This is a genomic window from Micromonospora sp. ALFpr18c (assembly GCF_008868155.1).
Taxonomy (GTDB): Bacteria; Actinomycetota; Actinomycetes; order Mycobacteriales; family Micromonosporaceae; genus Micromonospora.
The window spans coordinates 22,726-48,447 of the sequence record NZ_WBKR01000020.1; the positions used below are offsets into that span (position 1 = coordinate 22,726).

24 protein-coding genes and 3 tRNA genes are annotated in these 25,722 nt (G+C 68.6%); 25 read left to right on the top strand and 2 right to left on the bottom strand.

Going from position 1 to position 25,722, the window contains the following annotated elements; translation table 11 throughout:
• Positions 1-17: 17 nt before the first annotated feature.
• From F8271_RS06535 to F8271_RS06555, 5 genes are all read left to right on the top strand, one after another.
• Complete coding sequence (locus F8271_RS06535) at positions 18-698, top strand: GGDEF domain-containing protein (RefSeq protein ID WP_151488746.1); 681 nt, start codon at positions 18-20, stop codon at positions 696-698.
• A 2-nt stretch (positions 699-700) separates the two neighbouring features.
• Complete coding sequence (locus F8271_RS06540) at positions 701-883, top strand: hypothetical protein (RefSeq protein WP_151488747.1); 183 nt, start codon at positions 701-703, stop codon at positions 881-883.
• Between the two features lie 125 nt (positions 884-1,008).
• Positions 1,009-2,310, top strand: a complete 1,302-nt coding sequence (locus F8271_RS06545; protein ID WP_151488748.1) for a replication initiator — start codon at positions 1,009-1,011, stop codon at positions 2,308-2,310.
• Between the two features lie 10 nt (positions 2,311-2,320).
• Complete coding sequence (locus tag F8271_RS06550) at positions 2,321-2,491, top strand: helix-turn-helix transcriptional regulator (RefSeq protein ID WP_370461873.1); 171 nt, start codon at positions 2,321-2,323, stop codon at positions 2,489-2,491.
• Positions 2,488-3,927, top strand: a complete 1,440-nt coding sequence (locus tag F8271_RS06555; protein WP_225854197.1) for a tyrosine-type recombinase/integrase — start codon at positions 2,488-2,490, stop codon at positions 3,925-3,927. Before F8271_RS06550 ends, F8271_RS06555 begins: the two co-directional genes overlap by 4 nt.
• A gap of 96 nt (positions 3,928-4,023) precedes the next feature.
• On the opposite strand, the gene F8271_RS06560 is transcribed toward F8271_RS06555, so the two are convergent.
• On the bottom strand, positions 4,024-4,263 hold the full coding sequence (locus F8271_RS06560; protein ID WP_151488749.1) for a hypothetical protein: 240 nt from the start codon (positions 4,261-4,263) through the stop codon (positions 4,024-4,026).
• A gap of 477 nt (positions 4,264-4,740) precedes the next feature.
• On the opposite strand from F8271_RS06560, the gene F8271_RS06565 reads away from it, so the two are divergent.
• A complete protein-coding gene (locus F8271_RS06565; protein ID WP_151488750.1) occupies positions 4,741-5,268 on the top strand; it encodes a hypothetical protein in 528 nt (175 codons plus the stop codon).
• Positions 5,269-5,566: 298 nt separating this feature from the next.
• Positions 5,567-6,604 carry an epoxide hydrolase family protein gene (locus tag F8271_RS06570; protein WP_151488751.1) on the top strand — a complete coding sequence of 346 codons (1,038 nt, stop codon included), beginning with the start codon at positions 5,567-5,569 and terminating at the stop codon, positions 6,602-6,604.
• 212 nt (positions 6,605-6,816) lie between these two features.
• Here the strand turns inward: F8271_RS06570 and F8271_RS32215 are convergent, their stop codons facing one another.
• Positions 6,817-6,972, bottom strand: a complete 156-nt coding sequence (locus tag F8271_RS32215) for a hypothetical protein (protein WP_192580167.1) — start codon at positions 6,970-6,972, stop codon at positions 6,817-6,819.
• A 49-nt stretch (positions 6,973-7,021) separates the two neighbouring features.
• Here F8271_RS32215 and F8271_RS06575 point away from each other — a divergent pair, with 49 nt between their 5' ends.
• The 18 genes from F8271_RS06575 (at position 7,022) to F8271_RS06660 (ending at position 25,552) form a co-directional block, all read left to right on the top strand.
• Complete coding sequence (locus tag F8271_RS06575; protein WP_151488752.1) at positions 7,022-9,547, top strand: bifunctional diguanylate cyclase/phosphodiesterase; 2,526 nt, start codon at positions 7,022-7,024, stop codon at positions 9,545-9,547.
• A gap of 93 nt (positions 9,548-9,640) precedes the next feature.
• A tRNA-Thr gene (locus tag F8271_RS06580) sits at positions 9,641-9,713 on the top strand.
• Between the two features lie 24 nt (positions 9,714-9,737).
• Positions 9,738-9,810, top strand: a tRNA-Met gene (locus F8271_RS06585).
• 133 nt (positions 9,811-9,943) lie between these two features.
• Positions 9,944-10,111: a 50S ribosomal protein L33 gene (gene rpmG / locus F8271_RS06590; protein ID WP_007073056.1), complete on the top strand. Its 168-nt coding sequence runs from the start codon at positions 9,944-9,946 to the stop codon at positions 10,109-10,111.
• Positions 10,112-10,239: 128 nt separating this feature from the next.
• Positions 10,240-10,686: a MaoC family dehydratase N-terminal domain-containing protein gene (locus tag F8271_RS06595; RefSeq protein WP_151488753.1), complete on the top strand. Its 447-nt coding sequence runs from the start codon at positions 10,240-10,242 to the stop codon at positions 10,684-10,686.
• A gap of 1 nt (position 10,687) precedes the next feature.
• On the top strand, positions 10,688-11,080 hold the full coding sequence (locus F8271_RS06600; RefSeq protein WP_151488754.1) for a MaoC family dehydratase: 393 nt from the start codon (positions 10,688-10,690) through the stop codon (positions 11,078-11,080).
• A gap of 129 nt (positions 11,081-11,209) precedes the next feature.
• Positions 11,210-11,282, top strand: a tRNA-Trp gene (locus F8271_RS06605).
• Positions 11,283-11,492: 210 nt separating this feature from the next.
• Complete coding sequence (gene secE / locus F8271_RS06610) at positions 11,493-11,885, top strand: preprotein translocase subunit SecE (RefSeq protein ID WP_151488755.1); 393 nt, start codon at positions 11,493-11,495, stop codon at positions 11,883-11,885.
• Positions 11,886-11,924: 39 nt separating this feature from the next.
• Positions 11,925-12,647, top strand: a complete 723-nt coding sequence (nusG, locus tag F8271_RS06615; RefSeq protein WP_151488756.1) for a transcription termination/antitermination protein NusG — start codon at positions 11,925-11,927, stop codon at positions 12,645-12,647.
• A 189-nt stretch (positions 12,648-12,836) separates the two neighbouring features.
• Positions 12,837-13,268: a 50S ribosomal protein L11 gene (rplK, locus tag F8271_RS06620; protein ID WP_151488757.1), complete on the top strand. Its 432-nt coding sequence runs from the start codon at positions 12,837-12,839 to the stop codon at positions 13,266-13,268.
• Between the two features lie 77 nt (positions 13,269-13,345).
• Entirely contained in the window at positions 13,346-14,062 is a 717-nt protein-coding gene (rplA, locus tag F8271_RS06625) for a 50S ribosomal protein L1 (RefSeq protein ID WP_151488758.1), read from the top strand.
• A gap of 82 nt (positions 14,063-14,144) precedes the next feature.
• On the top strand, positions 14,145-15,110 hold the full coding sequence (locus F8271_RS06630; RefSeq protein WP_151488759.1) for an ATP-binding cassette domain-containing protein: 966 nt from the start codon (positions 14,145-14,147) through the stop codon (positions 15,108-15,110).
• On the top strand, positions 15,107-15,796 hold the full coding sequence (locus tag F8271_RS06635) for a hypothetical protein (RefSeq protein WP_151488760.1): 690 nt from the start codon (positions 15,107-15,109) through the stop codon (positions 15,794-15,796). The genes F8271_RS06630 and F8271_RS06635 overlap by 4 nt, the downstream gene beginning before the upstream one ends.
• Before the next feature lie 340 nt (positions 15,797-16,136).
• Positions 16,137-16,685 (top strand): 50S ribosomal protein L10, encoded by a 549-nt coding sequence (rplJ, locus tag F8271_RS06640; RefSeq protein ID WP_151488761.1) that lies wholly within the window; start codon positions 16,137-16,139, stop codon positions 16,683-16,685.
• Positions 16,686-16,736: 51 nt separating this feature from the next.
• Positions 16,737-17,120 carry a 50S ribosomal protein L7/L12 gene (rplL, locus tag F8271_RS06645; RefSeq protein WP_151488762.1) on the top strand — a complete coding sequence of 128 codons (384 nt, stop codon included), beginning with the start codon at positions 16,737-16,739 and terminating at the stop codon, positions 17,118-17,120.
• A 571-nt stretch (positions 17,121-17,691) separates the two neighbouring features.
• On the top strand, positions 17,692-21,123 hold the full coding sequence (locus F8271_RS06650; protein ID WP_151488763.1) for a DNA-directed RNA polymerase subunit beta: 3,432 nt from the start codon (positions 17,692-17,694) through the stop codon (positions 21,121-21,123).
• An 80-nt stretch (positions 21,124-21,203) separates the two neighbouring features.
• Positions 21,204-25,094 carry a DNA-directed RNA polymerase subunit beta' gene (locus F8271_RS06655; RefSeq protein ID WP_151488764.1) on the top strand — a complete coding sequence of 1,297 codons (3,891 nt, stop codon included), beginning with the start codon at positions 21,204-21,206 and terminating at the stop codon, positions 25,092-25,094.
• 92 nt (positions 25,095-25,186) lie between these two features.
• On the top strand, positions 25,187-25,552 hold the full coding sequence (locus F8271_RS06660) for a hypothetical protein (RefSeq protein WP_151488765.1): 366 nt from the start codon (positions 25,187-25,189) through the stop codon (positions 25,550-25,552).
• Positions 25,553-25,722: the final 170 nt, after the last annotated feature.

Below are 25,722 nucleotides of genomic sequence, written 5' to 3' on the forward strand. Positions count from 1 at the left end.
CTGTCGGAGGCTTCTTCATGAGCGTCGCCCTCGCCACCGGTCTACTTTTGGCCGCCGCCCTCGCGCTGCTGGTGACCCGGCACCGCATGAGTGTCCTGCGCGGTGAACTCGCCGCCCTGCGGCACGCCGCGTCACGTGACCCCCTCACCGGCCTGGCGAACCGGCCCGGCCTCACCCAGGCGTGGACACGACACGCCCCGACCCGCCCGCACGTGGCGGTGATCGACCTCGATGGCTTCAAACCCGTCAATGACACCCACGGCCACGCCGCCGGAGACATCGTGCTCACCACCATCGCCCAACGTCTACGCACGATCAACGGCGTGGCCTCTCGGCTCGGTGGCGACGAGTTCGCCGTACTCCTGCACGGCAACGATCCGGCCACAGCCGCTCACCGCCTCGCCGCAGCGATCGCCGCTCCGATTCCGCTCCCCACCGGAGCCACGGTCACGGTCACCGCCAGCATCGGCCTCGCGCCCGGCGTCGACGACCTGCCCGCCGCTCTCGCCGCTGCGGACGCTGCGATGTACCGCGCCAAAACCACCCGCACCGCCGTCGCGATGTTCGACCCCCACCGCGACGACCACACCACCACGGCCACCCGGCCCGACGTGCGGGTCCGTGACCTCACCCCAGCCGCCCCGCACGGGCAGCACCCGGCCGTTTCCCCGCTCACTCTCACCAACCAGGCGGACTGACCATGCCCACTGACCACACCACCACAACCACCGACGCCCTTCGCCACCTCGGCATCACCAACCGCGACGACGCCCGCCAACTCCTCGGCAGCTACGCCCGACGCCACGAGATGACCGCCAACGACATCGCCCAGGTTCTCGACGACTTCCCGGCCCGACGCGCGGTCACCCGCGACACGCACTGACTCCCCTCTCGCTTTGGCCTGCCGTGCTTCTCGCACTGAGAGCACGGCAGGTTTCGTCTCCGGAGGAAACCCTCATGGCACTACCAGGTTCGGCATATGACGCTGAAGCGGCGTTGACCCAATGGATGCGCACTCCGGCCTACAAGCAATGGCGGGCCGGCGTCGAGAGCGTCAAAGGTTGCCTGCAACCGGTCCGGCTGGTCGGCAAGTTCGAGGTCCGACACATCGGCAGCGGTGACCTGATCGCCTCTCGGCACGGCAAGGTGTGGGCGTCCTGCGGCACCCGCCGTGCGGCTGTCTGCCCCTCCTGCGCCGACCGATACGCTGCCGACGCCTGGCACCTCATCCACGCGGGCATAGCCGGCGGCAAAGGCGTCCCCGACACCGTCGCCCGATCCACTCGCCTGTTCGTCACCCTCACCGCCCCATCGTTCGGTCCGGTGCACAACCGGCCCGGTAAGCGGCCGTGCTCTTGCGGGCGTTGGCACCCCGAAGGGCATCCGCTGCTGGGTAGCCCGTTCGACCCGAGCACCTACGACTACACGGGCGCGGTGCTGTGGCAAGCACACAGCGGCCAACTCTGGCACCGCTTCACCATCGCCCTACGCCGCGCCGTCGCCGCCGCTGGCGGACTCACCGTCCGCGCATCCGGCGCACACCTGCGGATCTCCTACGCCAAGGTCGCTGAGTACCAGCGGCGCGGCCTGGTCCACTTTCACGCCGTCATCCGCGCCGACGGCCCCACCGGGCCGGACTCGTCACCCCCGGTGTGGCTCACCCCCGACGTCCTCACCGACGCGGTGCGCACCGCGGCTTCCTCCGTCGAGCTGGACACCACCCGACCGGACGGAGCGGCGCTGCCCCTCGGTTGGGGTGAGCAGGTCGACGTCAAGGACATCACGGCCACTGACATCGACATTGACGACGCGGACGACGACGGGGACCAGGCCGTGGCCGACACCCGGCTTGCTGGCTACATCGCCAAGTACGCCACTAAAGGCACCGGTGCCACCGAGACCGGCGACCGGCGCATTCGCTCGCAGACGCACATCGACCGACTCCAGGTCTCCGCGCACCACCGGGCGATGATCCAAACCGCGTGGGACCTCGGCGGCCTCGACCAATACGCCGATCTCAAACTGCGCCACTGGGCGCACATGCTCGGCTTCCGAGGTCACTTCCTCACCAAATCACGCATCTACTCCACCACCTTCAAAAACCTTCGCGCCGAACGCCGAACCCACCAAATCCATACGGCGCTTACCGACGCCGGTCTGCCCGAAGACACCGACGTCCTGGTCGTCAACGACTGGCAGATCCTCGGCATCGGCTACGACACCCCCGAACAACTCGAACTCGCCACCGCCATCGGAGACCGCATTCGAGCCGCACGACAAAAGAAGGGAAATGATCACGATGGGAGCTGACAACAAACTAATGACTGTATCCGAGGTTCTCGAAGAGCTTCGGGTCCCTCGATCAACTTGGTATCTGTGGCGTCAGACTGGTCGAGCGCCCCGCGTTTTCAAGTTGCCTAACGGCGAGTTGCGAGTACGCCGTTCGGTGTTGGAATCGTGGCTGACTGACCTTGAAAGCGAGGCGGCGTGAAAAGCTATGAGGTGCGCATTTGGGAAGTCGGAAAGCGTACGATTCGAGAAAAGACGTGGTATCGGGTTCGTTGGTCGGTGCAGGGCGCTTCGCGGCCGTTTGACAAGCTGTTTCAAAAGAAGGCGCTCGCCAACTCGTTTCGCTCCGAGCTGGTCAAGGCGGCCAACGACGGCCAGCCGTTCGACACTGACACCGGCCGACCGCTGGCCGAGGTTCGTGCGCGTAACGCCGTTTCCTGGTACGTCCACGTTCGCGAGTACATGAAACGCAAGTGGCCTCGGCTGGCTGCCAAGTCACGGCGGGGAACCGTAGAGGCTCTGACTGACGTCACGCTTCTACTCACCACGTCGAACAAGCGGGGTCGGCCTGACTCCGCCGTGCTGCGTGAGGCGCTATACCGCTACGCCCTCAACCCCCGGACTTGGGCCGACGAGTTGCCCGCGCCGCACGCCGCAGCTCTCGCCTGGCTGGAAGAATCGTCGCTGCTCGTCACCGAACTTGACGACGCTGCCACTGTGCGGCGGGTCCTTGACGGTCTCTGCATCAGGCTCGACGGCAAGCCGGCCGCCGCCAGCACCATCCGCCGTAAGCGGGCGGCCTTCTACAACGCGCTTGGGCACGCCGTCGAACTCGGGCGCCTGGACGCCAACCCCATCGACCGCATCCAGTGGACCGCCCCCGAGGTCGCCTCGGCCGTCGACCGCCGCGTGGTAGCCAACCCGACCCAAGCGGCGACCCTGCTCGACGCCGTGTCCGCGCTTGGCAAGCGGGCCGACCGGGTGACCGCCTTCTTCGGCTGCCTCTACTACGCAGGCACTCGTCCGTCTGAGGCAGCCGACCTGCGTCATCCTGACTGCGAGCTTCCCGGTCGCTGCCTCGCCTGCGGTGTGGAGCTGTCCGACGTCACAGCGCCAGCAACCGGTGCATGTCGACACGAGAAGTTCGAATACGGCTGGGGTCGAATCACATTGGCCGGCACTGCTCCCCGCGCTGGCTCGGCCTGGACCGACGATGGGCAAACCCACGAGCGGCGCGGCCTCAAACACCGGGCACGCAAGGACACCCGCGTTGTACCGATCCCGCCGCAGCTCGTTGCCCTGCTGCACCGGCACATCACCGAACACGAAACCGCTCCAGACGGCCGGCTGTTCCGGGGCCTGCACGGCGGTCCGCTGTCCGAGTCGGTCTATGACCGCTGGTGGAAGCTCGCCCGCGAGAACGCGCTCACCCCGGTCCAGGTCGCCTCACCGCTCGCCCGCCGACCCTACGACTTGCGCCACGCTGCCGCCTCGCTCTGGCTTAACGCAGGCGTCACGGCGACCGAGGTAGCTCGTCGCTTGGGGCACAGCGTCGCCGTCCTGCTGCGAACGTACGCGAACTGCATCGACGGGGGAGAGGACGGCGTGAACGACCGGATCGGGAACGCCCTGCGGTGACAGTGTTCCCGCTGTGGGAACATCACGGGAATATGACCGGATCGGCGCTCAAGATCGCAGGAAAACCGCTGGTCACGGGCGGTGCAGCACGCAAGATCACGTGCGCTCTGTAAATCCGTCGCGAAAGCTTCGAAGGTTCGAATCCTTCACCCGCCACCAGGTGCAGACACGGCCCCCGACCAGCAGAGATGCTGGTCGGGGGCCGTTGTCGTCGCCGGTACGAAGGAAGACCGGAGCATCCAACGTCAGGGCAAGACGACAGCCGCCGGAGCTGCCGGGCAGCCCTTCCAGGTCGTCCACCAGTGCCGCTCTGCCTGCGGTGACGGGCTTGGTCATCACGCCATCATTCTGCCGGCGTGGGCGCCGCAGCTTCGTGATGCCGGGGCCGTGCTGGCGGCGGTGCTGCCGCCGCGGCCCGGTGCACGATGGCAGACCAGTCCCGGGACTGGCGCGGCAGCCGGATCGCTACCTCAGCTTCCTAGACCACCCGTCGCACATCACATGGCGGAGCTGCGTCGCACATCAGTTGTCGGATCACAGTCGTGTAGGGCTGTATGTCACACAGCTTGTCGCGCGCTTATCAAGCGCACCTATGGAGTGCCCGATCATGACGCCGCAGCCTCTGAGGGTGCCTCTCGTACTGCGGAATTTAGCGCCTCTCCGCTAACCCGCCCCGGGCCCCTGTCCTCGGCCCGCCGTCCTGCTCGGCGTCTACGCCGACTGCGTCGGCGGCGGAAACGACACCATGAACGACGAGATCGGCGACGCACTCGGATGACTCTGGGTATTGCGGCCAGCTACCACGATGAGTGGATGACGTGGGAATGGCTTGGGCCGGTGACCACGGCCGTGGTGGGGGTGGCAGGCGTGGCGGGAACGGTCTTGACTGCTCACCTAGGCGGGCGCCATCAGCTTGATGCAGTGCGGATACAGGGGGCCATCAGTGTCGCCGTCGCCCTAGCGGCCGAGAAGCGCCTGGTCTACGCGAGATTCCTTCAACTCGCCCGTGCGGCGTTCGGAGAGGCGAGGTCGCTGGTAGATGGGGGTGCCGCGGAGCTGATGGATGAAGCGTCTTTACCCCCCTTGCCAGCCGGTTCGAGGATCAGATACACAGGGCGCTACAGGATGGGCACTCCGTTCGCTGCTGCGATGATCGAGCTGGATAAGTGCTACGACGAAGTGATGATCGTCGGCGGGGATGAGATCGGGAGCCACGCGACAGCCGTAATTTCGGCTCTAAGCGGCCATGTCTCCGGCATGCAGACCGTCTGGGACGTGAATCGTGTCCTCGGCGATGCAGCCACAGCGATGCACGCAGACGCAACCAGAGCGAGCGCCTGAACCCGTCAGACCCGGTGGGCAGTAGCCCTGTAGATCGGTCGCGAGAGCTACAGAGGTTCGAATCCTCTACCCGCCACCAGGTGCAGACGCGGCCCCTGACCAGCAGAGATGCTGATCGGGGGCCGTTGTCGTTCGTCTGACCGAGTCCCACTGCGTCCAGCGATGAACCCGCAGCGAACCCGGTAAGCCGGACTCGGGGTGAAATCGCGCTTCGGTCCAGCGGTCGCCGTCGCTGCGAGACTGAGCGCGTGCCAGCCGCGCCGGCGCGCAGGTCGACCCGATTCGGCAGGTGCAGGACATGTCCGACGACATCGAAATTCGCCCCTTCCAGCTGGACACGCCGGAAGAAGTGATCACTGACCTGCGTCGCCGGGTTGCGGGCACGCGCTGGCCCACCCGTGAGCTGGCCGCCGATCGTTCCCGGGGCGTGCAGTTGGCGACGATCCAGGAGGTGGCCCGTTACTGGGCGACGGAGCATGACTGGCGCACGCTCGAGGCGAAGCTGAACGCCCTGCCGCAGTACACGACCGTCATCGACGGCGTCGAGATCCATTTCATCCACGTGCGGTCGCAGCATGAGACCGCCCTTCCGCTGATCATGACGCACGGTTGGCCGGGCTCGGTCGTCGAGCTGCTCGGGGTCGTCGGCCCGCTCACCGACCCGACCGCGCACGGCGGCTCACCCGAGGATGCGTTCCACCTGGTGCTGCCGTCCCTGCCTGGCTACGGCTTTTCGGGCGAGCCGGCCGAGCCCGGTTGGGACTCGAACCGCATGGCGCGCGCCTGGGCGGTGCTGATGGACCGTCTCGGCTACCCGCGGTACGTCGCGCAGGGGGGCGACGTGGGCGCGGCCGTGACCGACGCGATGGGCCGGCAGGGGCCTGATGGGCTGCTCGGCATCCACGTGAACCTGTTGGCCGGGGCGATCGGTATCAAGGACCAGTTGCCGGCGAAGTCCGAACAGGAGCGAGCGGCGCACGACGCTCTCAACCTGTTCACGACGGACGGCTTCGGCTACCTCCCGGAGCAGTCCACCCGACCGCAGACGATCGGCTACTCGGTGGCGACCGCCCCGTCGGCCACGACGTCGTCGTGTCGGCGCCCGCGGCCTGCCGGGGCCGGACCTCGCCAAGGGTCGACCCGGTACGGCGGCGATCCACCGTGCATTGATGATTGTGGTTTACTGCCTGAGGCGTCACAATCTGCTGCAGGCGAGCCACGCATGGTCGCCGGTCTCGGTCTCGGTCCCGGGGAGGCGGAGCGCCGTCCGGCTGATCTCGAGGTGGCACAGCGAGATTCCAGGTCCGGTAGGGGCGCTAAGCGGCTTAGGGGTTGATAGCGGAGCTTGTCGTTTGTTTGGCGGCAGCGATCGGTCGGACGGTAAGAGGATCTGGCCAGACGTGGTGAGTGGGCAGGCCGACCGGCTCGTAAGTTCCCGGTCCGCCGGCCGGGTGGGTCGTGGAACTTTCCCCCTCTGCCACCGCTGTGGCACCATCGGGGAACGCAGTTTTCTGACACCCCTGATGGTAGGAGTTCCCGATGTCTGGTCTAACGCGTGGCCGGCTGCTCGGTCTGATCATGGCGACCATGGGTCTGGTAGTAGTCGTCGGTGGCGTTGTCGTCGTCGGTGGCGGCGATTTCCAGACCGCAGGGGTTGAATGGGGCGCACCGGCCAGCCAGAGTGGGGCAGGAGTCGTTGCCCACGGGCGTTGATGCCAACGTGCACCAGCGCCACCGATGAGGGGACACAGGAGTGCCGGCCAACAACGTCCCCCGTCGATCGACGGACCGTGCGTGGCTGATCACCGGGCCCCTGGCCGTTCTGGCCATCCTCATCACCACGTTTCTGGCCGTCACTGAGACCATCGAACCCCGCGACCTGCTGGTCGCGGGGTTGCTCGTGCTTGTCATGGTGGTGGCGGGCGTACCCACGCTGAGTTTCGTCGTCCGGCGCCAGGCCGTCGTGGTCACCCTCACCGAGATACCGCTGGTGCTGGGGCTGTACTGGCTGTCACCGGTGCTCGTGGTCCTGATGGCGACCATCGCCGCGGTCGTCACACAGGCCCATCGCCGCTATCCGCCGCCGAAGTTCTGGTTCAACGTCGCTCGGGACGCCGCCGGCGTGTCGGTGGCGGGCCTGGTCGTGGTGACCGCCAGACCGTTCGACGGGGTGGGACCGGCCACCTGGGGATTGCTGTTCCTCGCGGTCAGCGCCAACACCCTGATCAGTCTGGCGTCGGTCGTCGGTGTCATCACGCTGCTGCAGGGGTGGCAGGGGCTGCGCGGTGCGACGGCGATGGCCGTGCAGGTCTTCCTCACCACCGCGCTCAACGTGGCGGTGGGTCTCCTCATTCTGATCGCGTTGGTGACGACTCTGTGGTCGGCCCTGCTCCTGGTGGCCATCACCGTCGCCGGCGTCATGCTCTACCGCGCGTACTCCCGGTTCCTTCGTCAGCACCGGACGCTGGGGGACATGTACGAGCTGACCAGGGCGATGACCGGCTCGGGCCCCGGCGACGCCCTCGCGGATGTGCTGCTGGACCGCATCCGCACCCTGATGCAGGCCGAGTACGCGACTCTCTGGCTGCCGGCGCAGGGCCGGCATCCTGAAGTGCTGCTGACCGCGCGGCTGGATGACCGGGGTCTGCTCGACGTGGCGCCCACCTCGTCGGTGATTCGTGAACGGGCTTTCAAGGAGGGGCAGAACGTCACTCTCGGGCGACTGCTCGGCGGGGACGCGGAGGTCCGGCATGCGATGGACGGCCGTCAGGTGAAGGACGTCATCGTCGTTCCGCTGCGGTCGGGGCAGGTCGTGATCGGCACGTTGGAGGTGGTCAACCGGCTCAGCGACGTCGGCCACTTCACCCGGGCCGACGTGCCTGTGCTCGAGACCGTGGCCGCGCACGCGGCCGTCGCCCTGGAGAATTCCCGGCTGGTCGACCGGCTGCGGCACGACGCGTACCACGACACCCTGACGCGGTTGCCCAACCGGCGGCGGATCACCGGGGCGCTCGACGAGTCGGTCAAGATCGGGGCGCCCGACGAGGTGGTGGCGTTGCTGCTGTTCGACGTCGACGGGCTGCGCCAGGTCAACGAGTCCCTCGGCCACGCGGCGGGCGACAAGGTCCTCGTCGAGGTCGCCAACCGGTTGCGGGCCAGCGCGCCGTCGTCGGCCCTGGTCGGCCGCGTCGGCGGGGACGAGTTCCTGGTGACGTTGCGGCTGGAGAGCGCCGCCGCGGCGTTGGAGTTGGCGGGCCAGTTGCGTGACCAGATCCGCGACGAGATGGTCTTCGACGCGCTCACCCTCGACGTCAACACCGCCGTCGGGGTGGCCGTACACCCGGATCACGGCAGCGACGCGGCGACCCTGCTGCTACGGGTGGACCTGGCAGCCACGGCGGCCAAGTCGGTGCCGGGCAGCGTGCAGCTGTTCAACCCCGCCCTGGAGTCCCGGTCGCTGCGCCGGTTGGGTCTCGCCGGCGACCTGCGCCAGGCCCTCGACCAGGACGAGCTGGAGGTCTACTTCCAGCCGAAGGTGACGTTGCGGGACCGCCGCCTGGTCGGCGTGGAGTGTCTGGCCCGGTGGGAGCATCCGACGCACGGCACCGTCGCTCCGGAGGACTTCGTCGCGGTGGCCGAGCACACCGGGCAGTTGAGTCGGCTCACCGAGGTGGTGCTGCGTGAGGGGCTGCGTCGCAGCCGGGACTGGGCCGAGGCCAACCAGCCGCTGCCCATCGCGGTCAACCTGGCCGCCCGGACGCTCACCGACCAGCACTTCCCGGATCGGGTGCAGGAGTTGCTGACCGAGTACGGGGTGCCGGCGCAGCGCCTCACCCTGGAGATCACCGAAGCGGGGGTGCTGGACGGCACGGACCGGCCCATCCCGACCCTGCAACGGTTGCGCGACCTCGGCGTACGACTGTCGGTGGACGACTTCGGCACCGGGGACTCGTCCCTGGCGCACCTGCGCCGGCTGCCGGTGCACGAGGTGAAGGTGGACCGTTCGTTCGTGCAGGGCATGGCTACCGATCCGGGCGACCTGGCGATCGTCAACGCGGTGGTGACGCTCTCTCAGCAGTTCGGCCTGGCCGTGGTCGCCGAGGGCGTGGAGAGCGAACTGACCCTGGAGCTTCTTCAGGACATCGGCTGCGAGATCGGGCAGGGCTTCCTGTTCAGTCGACCGCTGCCGTACGAGCGGCTGGCCGCCTGGTTCGGTGCCCAGGTGGACCCGGAGACGATCTCCGGCCCGGAGCTTCCGCGCCTGCGTGTCGTGCCCTGAGCTGGGCGTAGACGATCACTGGGGATCCGATTTCACCTGCCGAGCCGGGCCGTGTATTCTGACTTCTGCGCGCCCCACGGGGAGATCGCGCAGGCCCCCTTAGCTCAGTCGGCAGAGCGTCTCCATGGTAAGGAGAAGGTCTACGGTTCGATTCCGTAAGGGGGCTCGAGGGTTCAGCTGGACCCACCGCGGCGGTGTAGCTCAGATGGTAGAGCAAGCGGCTCATAATCGCTGTGTCGCCGGTTCAAGTCCGGCCACCGCTACTCTCGTCTTCCGAGCTCGTTCTCGGTGGTCGTGGGGATGGGCGCCACTGGCGCCCACTTTGCATGTCCGCGCCGTCAGCGACTAGGCTGGCGCGTCGTAGTTCGTTTCCGTTAGCGAGGAAGGCACTCCGCCGTGGCGAAGGCTACCGATGTCCGGCCGAAGATCACTTTGGCGTGTGTGGAGTGCAAGGAGCGCAACTACATCACGCGCAAGAACCGGCGCAACGACCCCGACCGCATCGAGCTGAAGAAGTTCTGCCCGCGTGACGGTCGGCACACGGTCCACCGCGAGACCCGCTGACTCGTGGCCGGCCCTGCGCCGGCCATGGTTCTGACTCTTTCCCGATCGCCGATCTGACCGGTTTGGCGCGGCTTCGCCGCCGCCTACCGATCAGGTCGGCGATTGTGCTTTCCGTGTAGGTTCGCGGCATGCCTCTGGACCCTTCCTTCGTCGGCCGGACGTATCCGCCGACCGCCCCCTACCAGGTGGGCCGAGAAAAGATCCGTGAGTTCGCGTCCGCCATCGGTGCCACCGACGCGGCTCACCACGACCCGGAGGCCGCCCAGGCGCTCGGCCACCCGGACGTGGTGGCGCCGCCGACCTTTCCGGTGATCGTCACGATGGCGGCGAGCCGTCAGATCATCGAGGATCCGGCCCTGGGCGTCGACTACAGCCGGCTGGTGCACGGCGACCAGCGGTTCGCGTACACCCGGCCGGTGGTCGCCGGCGACGAGCTGGTCTGCACCAACACCATCGAGGACGTCAGCACCCGGGGCGGGCACGGCTTCCTGACCACGCGCACCGACGTGAGCACCGTCGCCGGGGAACCGGTGGTTGCCGTGTGGGCCAGGTACGTCATTCGTGGGGAGGCCTGAGATGGAACTGCCAGCCAAGACGTTCCAGGTGACCCGTGCGGACCTGATCCGCTACGCCGGCGCGTCGGGTGACTTCAACCCGATCCACTGGAGCGACCGGGTCGCCACGAAGGTGGGGCTGCCCGGGGTGATCGCCCACGGCATGTTCACCATGGCTCTGGTCGGCCGGGCGGTCGCCGAGTGGGCCGGGGCGCCCGACGCGGTGGTCGAGTACGGGGTCCGCTTCACCCGCCCGGTGGTGGTGCCGGACGACGACCAGGGGACCGAGATCGAGGTCACCGCGAAGGTCCGTGACGTCACCGAGGACGGCCTCACCCGGCTCGACGTGACGGCCACCTGTCTGGGCGAGAAGGTGCTCGCGCAGGCCCGGGCGGTCATCCGGACCGCACGCTGATCCGGGCCCGCCACGCGTGGCGGGGAGACCGGTTGGGAAAGTCGGGCGGCTACCCGTACACTGGTCCGCCGTGGGGCAAGTGACCCCTGCTCGGTCGTCTGTGACCGGGTGGGGCGAGTGTTGCCGCACAGGGGTGTAGCTCAATTGGCAGAGCAGCGGTCTCCAAAACCGCAGGCTGCAGGTTCAAGTCCTGTCACCCCTGCGCCTCAGGCCTGACCGTTCCCGTGGGTCGCGCCGCCGACATGGCGGCGTCCGGCCCGTGGTGGTGGATCGGCGGGGTGGTCCGAGGCATTCGGGCCCCCGGTTGATCCACCGGCCGCGGCCCGTCGCGGGACGGTTGGGCCCGGCCGGCGTGACCAGCGCCGCGCACGCCACCCGGCGTGTGACCCGAGATTCCGCGACGGAGGGCGAAGTGGCCGACAACAAGCGGCGCGGCGAGGACGCCGGCGACGATCGTCTGGACGACGATGTCGTCGACGAGGTAGCCGACGACGACGCCACCAGCGCGGACGAGCCGGTCTCCCGGGGAGGCACCGCGACGCGGTCGCGTGCCCGCGCGGAGTCGGCGGACAGCCGGCCGACCACCCGGTCGGAGACCGGTCGGGTGGGCGTCTTCGGCCGCGTCGCCCGGTTTTTCCGCGAGGTCGTGGCCGAACTGCGTAAGGTCATCTGGCCGACCCGCAAGGAGTTGCTGACCTACACCGCCGTGGTGGTGACGTTCGTCGCGGTGATGCTGACGATCGTCGGTGTGCTGGACTACGGCTTCGCCAAGGTCGTGCTGTTTGTCTTCGGCAACTCGAGCTGACCGGCTGCCTCCAGCCGATAGTGACGGAAGTGAGCGAGCGTGCCTGAGTACGACGAGACCGCCGGACCGGTGGACGAGCAGTCCGCCGTCGCGACGGCGGCTGGTGACGAGTCGGTCGAGGCCGCCAGCGAACCGGAGTTCCCAACGACCGAGCCCGAGCCGGACGAGGAGTACGACCCGGTCGCCGAGCTGAGGCAGAAGCTGCGCTACGCGCCGGGCGACTGGTACGTGGTGCACTCGTACGCCGGCTACGAGAACAAGGTCAAGACCAACCTCGAGACCCGGATCACGAGCCTCGACATGGAGGACTTCATCTACCAGGTCGAGGTGCCGACCCGGGAAGAGGTCGAGGTCAAGAACGGTAAGCGTTCGCAGATCCAGGCCAAGGTCTTCCCCGGTTACATCCTGGTCCGGATGGAGCTGACCGCCGAGTCCTACTCGTGTGTCCGTAACACCCCGGGCGTGACCGGCTTCGTCGGCGCGACCGACCGGGCCGACCGGCCCGCGCCGCTCTCCCTCGACGAGGTGTTGAAGTGGCTGGCGCCGGCCGTCGAGACCGAGCAGAAGAAGGCGAAGCCGGAGATCAAGGTTCTCGACTTCGAGGTGGGTGACTCCGTCACCGTCACCGACGGCGCGTTCGCGTCGCTGCCGGCCACGATCAGCGAGATCAACGCCGACCAGCAGAAGCTCAAGGTGCTGGTGTCGATCTTCGGCCGGGAGACCCCGGTGGAGCTCAACTTCAACCAGGTCGCCAAGATCTGACCGGTCGTCGGCGGCGGGCCCGGCCCGCCGCCGACGACGGCGTTCGCCCTCCCACTCGACCTCGGCGGACGAGTGGGCTGCGGCCTGCGCTACTCTTGAACGTCACCGCTGTCGCACCGCGCTGACCGTGCGCGCCCGACAGGGCGGTGTTCAGCCGCATTTTCCCAGCTCCAAGCCCCAGGAAGTGACATGCCTCCGAAGAAGAAGCTCGTCAAGACGTTCACGCTTCAGCTGCCGGCGGGCCAGGCCACGCCGGCGCCGCCGGTCGGCCCCGCGCTCGGCCAGCACGGCGTGAACATCATGGAGTTCTGCAAGTCCTACAACGCGCAGACCGAGTCCCAGCGGGGCGACATCGTCCCCGCCGAGATCAGCGTGTACGAGGACCGCACCTTCACCTTCGTGCTGAAGACCCCGCCCGCCGCCCGGCTGCTGATCAAGGCCGCCGGTGTGCAGAAGGGCTCGGGCGTCCCGCAGGCCGAGAAGGTGGGTTCGGTCAGCCGCGCCCAGCTGCGTGAGATCGCCGAGAAGAAGATGGCCGACCTCAACGCCAACGACCTGGACCAGGCCGAGAAGATCATCGCCGGCACCGCCCGGTCGATGGGCATCACCGTCAACGACTGACGTCGGCCCCGCCGACGACCCGATCGTGGGAGGGCTCGCGCCGAGCGGCCCGCCAGAGACCACAGGAGTAATCAGCAATGCAGCGCAGCAAGAGCTACCGCAAGGCCGCCGACGTCATCGACCGGTCCAAGCTCTACACCCCCGCCGAGGCCGTGAAGCTGGCCAAGGAGACCACCAACGTCAAGTTCGACGCCACGGTCGAGGTCGCCATGCGCCTCGGCGTCGACCCCCGCAAGGCGGACCAGATGGTCCGCGGCACGGTCAACCTGCCGCACGGCACCGGTAAGACGGCCCGCGTGATCGTCTTCGCCGGCGGCGCGAAGGCCGAGGAGGCCGCCGCGGCGGGTGCCGACGAGGTGGGCACCGACGAGCTGGTCGCCCGGATCCAGGGTGGTTGGCTCGACTTCGACGCGGCGATCGCCACGCCGGACCAGATGGCCAAGATCGGCCGGATCGCGCGGATCCTGGGCCCGCGCGGTCTCATGCCGAACCCGAAGACCGGCACGGTGACCATGGACGTCACCAAGGCGGTGCAGGACATCAAGGGCGGCAAGATCACCTTCCGGGTGGACAAGCACTCCAACCTGCACCTGATCATCGGCAAGGCCTCCTTCACGGAGAGCCAGCTGGTGGACAACTACGCGGCGGTGCTCGACGAGGTGCTGCGGGCCAAGCCGTCCGCGGCGAAGGGCAAGTACCTCCGCAAGGTCATCCTCACCACCACGATGGGCCCGGGTGTCCCGGTCGACCCGAACCTGGTGAAGAACCTCACCGAGGAGCCGGCCGAGGCCTGAGCCCGACCAGTTCGCTCCGCCGGGGCGCCGCCACACCTGTGGCGGCGCCCCGGCGCGTTCAAGGTGTGGCAGGCTCGTCCGCATGCGGCTGGAGAACGTCTGGTTGCGGTACCACCGGCGAGGGCCGTGGGTGCTGCGCGGGGTCGACGTACGGATCGGTCCGGGTGAGGTGGCGGTCGTGCTGGGCCGCAACGGCGTCGGCAAGTCGACGCTGCTCCAGGTGGCGGCCGGGGTGCTCCGACCGGGCCGGGGGCGGGTCACCGACCGGCCGGTGCGGGTCGGCTGGGTGCCGGAGCGTTTCCCGTCCGACCAGCCGTTCACCGTGGCCCGCTACCTGACCGGGATGGCGCGGGTCGCCGGGTTGGGTCGCGCCGCCGCCGATGACGCCGTGGCCACCTGGACGGACCGGCTCGGGCTGGCCCGGTTCCGCGCGGTCCGGCTGCCGGAGCTGTCCAAGGGCACCGCGCAGAAGGTGGGCCTCGCCCAGGCGATGCTGCGTCCGCCGGGCCTGCTGGTGCTCGACGAGCCGTGGGAGGGGCTGGACGCCGCCACCCGTGACCTGGTCCCCGAGTTGATCGACGAGGTGCTCGCCGGCGACGGCGCGGTCCTGGTCAGTGACCATCGGGGGGAGACGGTCCGGCTGCCGGGCGCGCGCCGCTGGACGGTGGCCGACGGCTCGCTGACCGAGGAGACGCCGTCGGCGGACGAGGCCGTCGCCGTGGTCGAGGTCGCGGTGCCGGCCGCGCGGGTCGCCAGCACCGTCGCCCGCCTGCGGGCCGACGGCCACCAGATCCTTCGGGTACGCCCCGACCCCTCCACCGCCACACCAGAGGTCGGCTCCGCGGCACCGCCGGTGCGGCCGGCCGCCGCCACACCGGAGGTCGGCTCCGCGGCACCGCCGGTGCGGCCGGCCGCCGCCACACCGGAGGTCGGCTCCGCGGCACCGCCGGTGCGGCCGGCCGCCGAGCGGGCGACCGAGCAGCCCGGCGGCACCGACGCGGCGGGCGAGCCTGCGACGGTCGAGCCGGCGGCGGGGGAGGCCCGGTGACCGCCCTGGTCCGGCTGCGGCTGGCCGGCTTCCTGCGTACCGGGAGGGCGCTGGCGCCGCTGCTCGCGGGTCTCGTCGCGCTCGGCACGCTGTACGGCGGCGGCCGGGCCCAGCCCGCGGAGGCGTACGGCGTCTCCGCCGTGGTGCTCTTCCCGGTGCTCGCCTGGCAGACCAAGATCCTGTTGGACGTCGAGCCGGACGTGCAGCGCCGGCTCGCCCAGGTGTCCGTCGGGGTGGCCGGGGAGAGGGTCGCGGGTCTGCTCGCCGCCGGCCTGGCGGCGCTGGCGACGGTGGCCGTCGCGCTGGTCTTCCCGTGGCTGGTGGGCGGGGTCACCGGTCCGGTGGACCCGGGGGACCGGTCGGTGCCGGTCGGTCTCGCGCTGGGGCTGTTTGCGCATCTGCTGGTCGTACCCGCGGCGGTTGCTCTTGGCGCGTTGGCCAGCCGGGCGTCGGTGGGCGGCGCCGGGTACGGCGTCGCGGTGCTGGCCCTCGGCGGCGTCGGCGCGGTGGTGCTCGGTCTGAGCGGGTCGGTGGCCCCCTGGCTGGCTCCGCCGATCATGGCGACCGCCCGGACGGTGGCGGGCGACGCCGCCGCGCTCACCCTGCTGGGGCTGAGCGTGTGGGCGCTGGCCTGGAGCGCCGCGGTCGTCGGCGGCTACCTGTGGCGGCGGCGCGCCCAGGGTTGAGCAGCGCCGGCGTCGGTGGTCCGGCTCACAGATGGCGATTTGGCGCTGGTGGCGCGGGCGCGTACTCTTCAACAGTCATCCGTGTTCTCATGGATGAGGAACCACCCAGAGACCGCTGGTCACCGTGTTTCGGCACGGTCGAAGGTCCCGCGACAGACGGGCGACCCGCGTAGGGCGGCAAGCGTAACTCGGCAGTGAGCATGGTCCGCCGACCGTGACGATCCGCCGGCCCTCGCCCCGTGCGCCCTGCGCCGGGGCTTTCTCGTTGTCGCTGCCTCCGCCCCCGTTCCAGGCTTCGGCCGTGACGGGGACCAGCCTCGAGTAACGAGAGAGGAGGGACATGGCGGACAAGCCGATCCGAGCCGACAAGGCCACGGCCGTCTCTGAGCTGACCGAGAGCTTCCGCAGCGCGGGCGCCACCGTGCTGACCGAGTACCGCGGTCTGACGGTTTCCCAGCTCACCCAGCTGCGGCGCTCGCTCGGTGCCGAGACCAGCTACACGGTCGCGAAGAACACGCTGGCGAAGCGTGCTGCGACGGACGCGGGCATCACCGGCCTCGACGAGCTGTTCACCGGTCCTACCGCGCTGACTTTCGTTTCGGGCGACGTCGTCGAGGCGGCGAAGGGGCTTCGCGACTTCGCGAAGGCCAACCCGAAGCTCGTCATCAAGGGCGGTGTCTTCGAGGGCAAGGCCATTTCCGCGGCCGAGGTCACGAAGCTCGCCGACCTGGAGTCCCGCGAGGTGCTGCTGGCCAAGCTGGCCGGCGCGATGAAGGGCAACCTGAGCAAGGCCGCGGCCCTGTTCCAGGCACCGCTCTCCAAGGCCGCCCGCGCGGCGGCCGCCCTTGCGGACAAGAAGCGCGAGCAGGAGGGCGCCGAGGCGGCCTGAGGCCGCGCGGCGCACCCACGTTCTTAACAACCTTTAGAAAGGACGCCAGACATGGCGAAGCTCAGCACCGACGAGCTGCTTGACGCGTTCAAGGAGATGACGCTGATCGAGCTCTCCGAGTTCGTGAAGCAGTTCGAGGACACCTTCGAGGTCACCGCCGCGGCTCCGGTCGCGGTTGCCGCCGCTGGTGGCGCCCCGGCCGCCGCCGAGGCCGAGCCGGAGAAGGACGAGTTCGACGTCATCCTCGAGGCTGACGGCGGCAAGAAGATCCAGGTCATCAAGGTCGTGCGTGAGCTGACCGGCCTGGGCCTCAAGGAGGCCAAGGACGCGGTCGAGTCCGCGCCGAAGGCCATCCTGGAGAAGGTCAACAAGGAGACCGCCGACAAGGCGAAGGCCAAGCTCGAGGGCGAGGGCGCCAAGGTCACCCTCAAGTGACCTGACGTTCCACCTGCGCGTGCCTCGGCTCGGTGAGCCGCGACACGATCGCGTCGCGGCGGGCGGTGATCCGACACGGATCACCGCCCGCCGTGTTGGTGGATCCGGCGGCACCGGCCCTGAGCTGGGCGTCGACGATCGGTGTGGGGCCCCGGACGAGCGCGACGGGTCCACCTCCGGTGGGAAAGAACAGACGACCCGGATACCGGGCCTTGACGCGGCCCCGGGCTGCCAGGCACGCTGACACCAGCAAGACACCGCGCTTGCGACGGCCACAACGTGGGTAATGACAGCGGCGGCACCAACGGCTGCGGCAACCCGCGCGGCCCAGTGGGGACGTTGCGTTCTGAGCGGCCCGGCAGACCCCGGTTGACGGGGGCCGAGGCGCGTTCCGCGAACGACCTGCGGGGTGGGCTGGACAGCGGTTAGCCTCTCGGCTACACTGCTAGTTTGCGCTGCCTTCCGACTTGACCCCTGCTCGGAAATGTCCGTTTACGGATATTTCTGGTGGGGTCATTGGAGTGCACGCGTACCAGCCGTTCTGCAGCACCGGTCCTCGGAAGGACGCATCTTGGCAGCTTCCCGCCCTGCGAAGACCAGTCGTACGTCGAGCGCATTCGCTCCCCGCCGAGTTTCATTCGGCAGGATCACCGAACACCTCGAGGTCCCCAACCTCCTTGCCATCCAGAACGAGTCCTTCGACTGGCTCGTCGGCAACGAGGCTTGGCAGGGCCGGTCGGCGGACGACCCGCACGCACGCTCGGGTCTCGCGGAGATCCTTGAAGAGATCAGTCCCATTGAGGACTTCTCCGGCACCATGTCGCTTTCCTTCTCGGCGCCGCGCTTCGACGAGGTCAAGGCCTCGATCGAGGAGTGCAAGGAGAAGGACCTGACCTACTGCGCTCCGCTCTTCGTGACCGCGGAGTTCACCAACAACACCACTGGCGAGATCAAGAGTCAGACGGTGTTCATGGGTGACTTCCCGATGATGACGCCCAAGGGCACCTTCGTCATCAACGGCACCGAGCGCGTCGTGGTCAGCCAGCTCGTCCGGTCCCCGGGCGTGTACTTCGACAAGCAGCCGGACAAGACCTCCGACCGCGACCTCTCCAGCGTCAAGGTCATCCCGAGTCGGGGTGCCTGGCTGGAGTTCGACATCGACAAGCGCGACACGGTCGGCGTACGTATCGACCGCAAGCGTCGGCAGGCCGTCACGGTCCTGCTCAAGGCCATCGGATGGTCGGCCGAGCGGATCCGTGAGAAGTTCGGCTGGTCCGAGCTGATGATGACGACGCTCGAGAAGGACCACATCGCCGGCCAGGATGAGGCCCTGCTAGACATCTACCGCAAGCTGCGCCCTGGCGAGCCGCCGACGCGCGAGAACGCCCAGACCCTGCTCGACAACCTCTTCTTCAACCCGAAGAGGTACGACGTCGCCAAGGTCGGGCGCTACAAGTTCAACAAGAAGCTCGAAGTGGACGTGCCGATCACCACCGGCACGCTCACCGAGGACGACATCGTCGCCACCGTGGAGTACCTGTGCCGGCTGCACGCCGGTGAGGACGGCTACGAGGCCGACGACATCGACCACTTCGGCAACCGGCGCCTGCGCACCGTGGGTGAGCTGATCCAGAACCAGGTTCGGGTCGGCCTGTCCCGCATGGAGCGGGTCGTCCGTGAGCGGATGACCACGCAGGACGTCGAGGCGATCACCCCGCAGACCCTGATCAACATCCGCCCGGTGGTGGCGGCGATCAAGGAGTTCTTCGGGACGTCGCAGCTGTCCCAGTTCATGGACCAGACCAACCCGCTGGCGGGCCTGACCCACCGGCGCCGGCTGAGCGCGCTCGGCCCGGGTGGTCTGTCCCGGGAGCGGGCCGGCTTCGAGGTCCGTGACGTGCACCCGTCCCACTACGGCCGGATGTGCCCGATCGAGACGCCGGAAGGCCCGAACATCGGCCTGATCGGCGCGCTGTCCACCTTCGCCCGGGTCAACCCGTTCGGCTTCATCGAGACGCCGTACCGGAAGGTCGTCGAGGGTCGGGTCACCGACCAGATCGACTACCTGACCGCGGACGAGGAGGACCGGTTCGTCAAGGCCCAGGCCAACGCGCGGTTGAAGGCTGACGGCACGTTCGCCGAGGACCGGGTCCTGTGTCGTCGTAAGGGCGGTGAGACCGAGGACGTCGTCCCCGGTGCCGTCGACTACATGGACGTCTCGCCCCGGCAGATGACCTCGGTCGCGACCGCCATGATCCCGTTCCTCGAGCACGACGACGCCAACCGGGCACTGATGGGCGCGAACATGCAGCGCCAGGCGGTGCCGCTGGTCAAGGCCGAGGCGCCGCTGGTGGGTACGGGCATGGAGTACCGGGCCGCGGTCGACGCCGGCGACGTGGTTGTCGCCGAGGTCGGCGGTGTGATCGAGGACCTCTGCGCCGACTACGTCACGATCCACCAGGACGACGGCCACCGCCGGACGTACCTGCTGCACAAGTTCCGCCGCTCCAACGCCGGCTCCTGCGTCAACCAGAAGCCGGTCGTCTTCGAGGGCGACCGCGTCGAGGCCGGTCAGGTCATCGCCGACGGTCCGTGCACCGACGAGGGCGAGATGGCACTCGGACGCAACCTGCTGGTGGCGTTCATGTGCTGGGAGGGTCACAACTACGAGGACGCGATCATCCTGTCGCAGCGCCTCGTGCAGCAGGACGTGCTCACCTCGATCCACATCGAGGAGCACGAGGTCGACGCCCGGGACACCAAGCTCGGCCCGGAGGAGATCACCCGCGACATCCCGAACGTCAGCGAGGAAATGCTCGCCGACCTCGACGAGCGCGGCATCATCCGGATCGGTGCCGAGGTCGTCCCCGGCGACATCCTGGTCGGCAAGGTCACGCCCAAGGGCGAGACCGAGCTGACCCCGGAGGAGCGGCTGCTCCGCGCGATCTTCGGTGAGAAGGCGCGTGAGGTTCGGGACACCTCGCTGAAGGTGCCGCACGGCGAGACCGGCACGGTCATCGGTGTGCGGACCTTCTCCCGCGAGGACGGCGACGAGCTGCCGCCGGGCGTCAACGAGCTGGTCCGGGTCTACGTCGCCCAGAAGCGCAAGATCCAGGACGGCGACAAGCTCGCCGGCCGGCACGGCAACAAGGGCGTCATCTCCAAGATCCTTCCGGTCGAGGACATGCCGTTCCTCGAGGACGGCACCCCGGTCGACATCGTGCTCAACCCGCTCGGCGTGCCGAGCCGGATGAACATCGGCCAGGTTCTGGAGACCCACCTCGGTTGGGTCGCCAAGACCGGCTGGAAGGTCGAGGGTGACGACGCCGACTGGAAGCGGCAGCTGCGCTCGATCGACGCGCACGAGTCCGAGGGGGACACGAACGTGGCCACCCCGGTCTTCGACGGTGCCCGCGAGGAGGAGATCTCCGGTCTGCTCGAGTCGACCCTGCCCAACCGGGACGGCAAGCAGCTGATCGGGCGCACCGGCAAGGCGCAGCTGTTCGACGGTCGTTCCGGCGAGCCGCTGCCCGACCCGATCGCGGTCGGCTACGTCTACATCCTGAAGCTCAACCACCTGGTCGACGACAAGATCCACGCTCGGTCGACCGGCCCGTACTCGATGATCACGCAGCAGCCGCTGGGTGGTAAGGCGCAGTTCGGTGGTCAGCGTTTCGGTGAGATGGAGTGCTGGGCGATGCAGGCGTACGGCGCTGCCTACGCCCTGCAGGAGCTGCTCACGATCAAGTCCGACGACGTTCTCGGCCGGGTGAAGGTCTACGAGGCCATCGTCAAGGGCGAGAACATCCCGGAGCCGGGCATCCCGGAGTCGTTCAAGGTGCTGCTCAAGGAGCTGCAGTCGCTGTGCCTCAACGTTGAGGTGCTCTCCAGCGACGGTGTGGCCCTGGAAATGCGCGAGACCGACGACGAGGTGTTCCGGGCCGCCGAGGAGCTGGGCATCGACCTGTCCCGGCGCGAGCCGAGCTCGGTCGAAGAGGTCTGAGGTGAGCGGTCGGGGGCCGGCTCGCCGGCCCCCGACCCCACCCGAGAATTAGCAGTACAGACGACGACATAGGGGACAGAGTGCTCGACGTCAACTTCTTCGACGAGCTGCGCATTGGTCTCGCCACCGCCGACGACATCCGTCAGTGGTCGCACGGCGAGGTCAAGAAGCCTGAGACGATCAACTACCGCACCCTGAAGCCGGAAAAGGACGGACTCTTCTGCGAGAAGATCTTCGGTCCGCAGCGGGACTGGGAGTGCTACTGCGGTAAGTACAAGCGCGTCCGGTTCAAGGGCATCATCTGTGAGCGCTGTGGCGTCGAGGTGACCCGCTCCAAGGTCCGTCGTGAGCGGATGGGGCACATCGAGCTCGCTGCTCCGGTGACCCACATCTGGTACTTCAAGGGCGTGCCGAGCCGGCTGGGCTACCTGCTGGACCTCGCCCCCAAGGACCTCGAGAAGATCATCTACTTCGCCTCGTACGTCGTGACGAGCGTGGACGCGGAGTCGCGTCACCGTGACCTCTCGACGATCGAGAACGAGATCCTGGCCGAGAAGCGGCAGTCCGAGAACAGCCGCGACTCGGAGATCGAGAAGCGGGCCGCCAAGCTCGAGGCCGACCTGGCCGAGCTGGAGGCCGAGGGTGCCAAGGCGGACGTCCGGCGCAAGGTCAAGGAGGGCGGAGAGCGCGAGATGCGCCAGATCCGCGACCGGGCCCAGCGCGAGATCGACCGCCTGGACGAGGTGCTGGACACCTTCCGCAAGCTGGAGCCGAAGCAGCTGGTCACCGACGAGCTGCTCTACCGCGAGCTGCGCGACCGGTTCGGTGAGTACTTCACCGGCTCGATGGGCGCCGAGGCCATCAAGGCGCTGGTCCAGAACATGGACCTCGACGCCGAGGCCGAGAGCCTGCGGGAGACCATCCGGTCCGGCAAGGGCCAGCGGAAGATCCGGGCGCTCAAGCGGCTCAAGGTCGTGGCGGCGTTCCTGAACACCCGCAACTCGCCGCTCGGCATGGTGCTGGACTGCGTCCCGGTCATCCCGCCGGACCTGCGCCCGATGGTGCAGCTCGACGGTGGCCGGTTCGCGACCTCGGACCTGAACGACCTGTACCGCCGCGTGATCAACCGGAACAACCGCCTCAAGCGACTGATCGACCTCGGCGCGCCCGAGATCATCGTCAACAACGAGAAGCGGATGCTCCAGGAGGCCGTCGACGCGCTGTTCGACAACGGCCGCCGCGGCCGGCCGGTCACCGGTCCGGGTAACCGCCCGCTCAAGTCGCTCTCCGACATGCTCAAGGGCAAGCAGGGCCGCTTCCGGCAGAACCTGCTGGGCAAGCGCGTCGACTACTCCGGCCGTTCGGTCATCGTGGTCGGCCCGAAGCTCAAGCTGCACCAGTGTGGTCTGCCCAAGCAGATGGCGCTGGAGCTGTTCAAGCCGTTCGTGATGAAGCGGCTGGTCGACCTCAACCACGCACAGAACATCAAGTCCGCCAAGCGGATGGTCGAGCGTCAGCGCCCGGTCGTGTGGGACGTGCTGGAAGAGGTCATCGGCGAGCACCCGGTGCTGCTCAACCGGGCGCCGACCCTGCACCGCCTGGGCATCCAGGCCTTCGAGCCGCAGCTGGTCGAGGGCAAGGCGATCCAGATCCACCCGCTGGTCTGCACCGCGTTCAACGCCGACTTCGACGGTGACCAGATGGCGGTGCACGTGCCGCTGTCCGCCGAGGCCCAGGCCGAGGCTCGGATCCTGATGCTGTCGTCGAACAACATCCTCAAGCCGGCCGACGGCAAGCCGGTCACCATGCCCACCCAGGACATGGTCATCGGCCTGTACCACCTCACCCACCTCACCGCCGGTGAGAAGGGCGAGGGCCGGGCGTTCAGCTCGGACGCCGAGGCGCGGATGGCGTTCGACAACGGCGAGCTACACCTGCAGGCTCCGGTGAAGATCCGCCTGCGTGACGTGATCGGTGTCGACAACGGCGCCGGCGCCGAGGCGTGGAGCGCCCCGGAGGGCTGGGTCGAGGGTGAGCCGCTGACCGTGGAGACCACCCTCGGTCGGGTGCTGTTCAACGAGACGCTGCCGCAGGGCTACCGCTTCGTGAACTACGAGATCCGCAAGGGTCAGCTCTCCGCGATCGTCAACGACCTCGCCGAGCGCTTCCCCAAGGTGGCGCTGGCCGCCACCCTGGACGGGCTCAAGGAGGCCGGTTTCCACTGGGCCACCTGGTCCGGCGTGACGATCGGCATGGAGGACGTCATCGCTCCGCCGCGCAAGGCGGAGATCCTGGCGAAGTACGAGAAGGAAGCCGACCGGATCGACAAGCAGTACCAGCGTGGTCTGATGACCGCCGAGGAGCGTCGCGGCGAACTCATCGAGATCTGGACCAAGGCGACCAACGAGGTCGCCAAGGAGATGGACACCGCGCTGCCGCAGGAGAACCCACTGTGGAAGATGATCAACTCGGGTGCCCGCGGTAACCTGCTCCAGCTCCGGCAGATCGCGGCGATCCGTGGTCTGGTGGCCAACCCGAAGGGCGAGATCATCCCGCGGCCGATCAAGGCCAGCTACCGGGAGGGTCTGTCCGTGCTGGAGTACTTCATCTCCACGCACGGTGCCCGTAAGGGTCTCGCCGACACCGCGCTGCGGACCGCCGACTCGGGTTACCTGACCCGTCGTCTGGTGGACGTCTCCCAGGACGTGATCATCCGCGAGGAGGACTGCGGCACCGACCGGGCGATCCCGATGCAGATCGGCGAGCGCCTGGAGGACGGCAGGCTGGTCGTGCACGAGCACGCCGAGACCAGCGTGCACGCCCGTACCCTGGCCGACGACATCAAGGGGCCGGACGGCACCGTCGTCGCCGAGCGGGGTCAGGACATCAACTCGATCGGGGTCGACAAGATCGTCGCCGCTGGCGTGGAGACGGTCCGGGTGCGCAGCGTGCTCACCTGCGAGTCGAAGCTGGGTGTCTGCGGTGCCTGCTACGGGCGTTCGCTGCCGACCGGCAAGACCGTGGACGTCGGCGAGGCGGTCGGCATCATCGCCGCCCAGTCGATCGGTGAGCCGGGTACGCAGCTGACGATGCGTACCTTCCACACCGGTGGTGTCGCGGGTGAGGACATCACCCAGGGTCTGCCGCGTGTCCAGGAAATCTTCGAGGCTCGGGTCCCGAAGGGTAAGGCGCCCATCGCCGACACCCCGGGTCGGATCCGGATCGAGGACGGCGAGCGCTCCCGGAAGATCATCGTGGTGCCGGACGACGGCAGCGACGAGATCGTCTACGACAAGATCTCCAAGCGGGTCCGGCTGCGGACCCACGACGGTGGTCACGTCGAGGTCGGCGAGAAGCTCACCGAGGGCACCATCGACCCGCACGAGCTGCTGCGCATCCTCGGTCCGCGCGCGGTCCAGGTCCACCTGACCCAGGAGGTCCAGGAGGTCTACCGCTCGCAGGGCGTGCTCATCCACGACAAGCACATCGAGATCATCATCCGCCAGATGCTCAAGCGGGTGACGGTCATCGACTCCGGCTCGACCGAGTTCCTGCCGGGTGTGCTGGTCGACCGGGCGCTGTTCGAGTCGGAGAACCGCCGACTCGTCTCGGAGGGCGGCGAGCCCGCCGCCGGTCGTCCGGTGCTGATGGGTATCACCAAGGCCTCGCTGGCCACCGACTCCTGGCTCTCGGCGGCCTCCTTCCAGGAGACCACCCGGGTGCTGACCGACGCTGCGATCAACTCGCGCAGCGACTCGCTGGTCGGCCTCAAGGAGAACGTGATCATCGGTAAGCTCATCCCGGCCGGTACCGGCATCAGCAAGTACCGCAACGTCCGGGTCGAGCCGACCGAGGAGGCCAAGGCCAAGGTCTACTCGATGACCGGTTACCCGGAGACCGACTACGGGTTCGGGCCGGCCAGCGGGCAGGCTGTGCCGCTGGACGACTTCGACTTCGGGTCGTACCGCTAAGCACCAACACCGACGAGGCCCCCGGCACCTGCCGGGGGCCTCGTCGTGTCCGGACCTGCCCACCCGCACATCGGGTTGGGCAGAATGGGGGCATGACCACCGCAGCCGGCCAGGTGTCCAGCGCGCAGGGCCCCCGCCATCCGCTGGATCCCGATCCGGCCCGGGCCACCAAGGCGCGGGCGGTGTTCGCGCTGGGGCTGCTCGGGATGCTGACCGGCCTGTTCATCGGTGGTGTGGTGCCGGCGACGGTGGCCCTCCAACTGTCCCGCCAGGCGCGCCGCGAGGCGTACGCCTCGGGGGGTTTCCTGACCGGCGGCGCCTGGCTGCGGCGCGGGGAGCGGATGGCCTGGGCCGGCCTGGTGCTGGTCGCGGTCAGCGTGGTGGTCGCAGTGGTGATCGGCGTGGTCCGGTTGGCGGGCGCGCCGTTCGGCCACGACTACCCGACGAACATGGACTGACCCGATCCGCGGTCGCGCCCGGCGTGGGCGGTGGAACCTCCGGCGGTAGCCTGGCCGTGTCCGCCGCACGGCGGTGGTGGCCTGTCGACAGGAGGACCTCGTGACGGAACCGGCGCGGCCCCCGGCGGACGAGCCGGCCGGGCATCCTGGCGCGCCGACCTCGCCGCCGG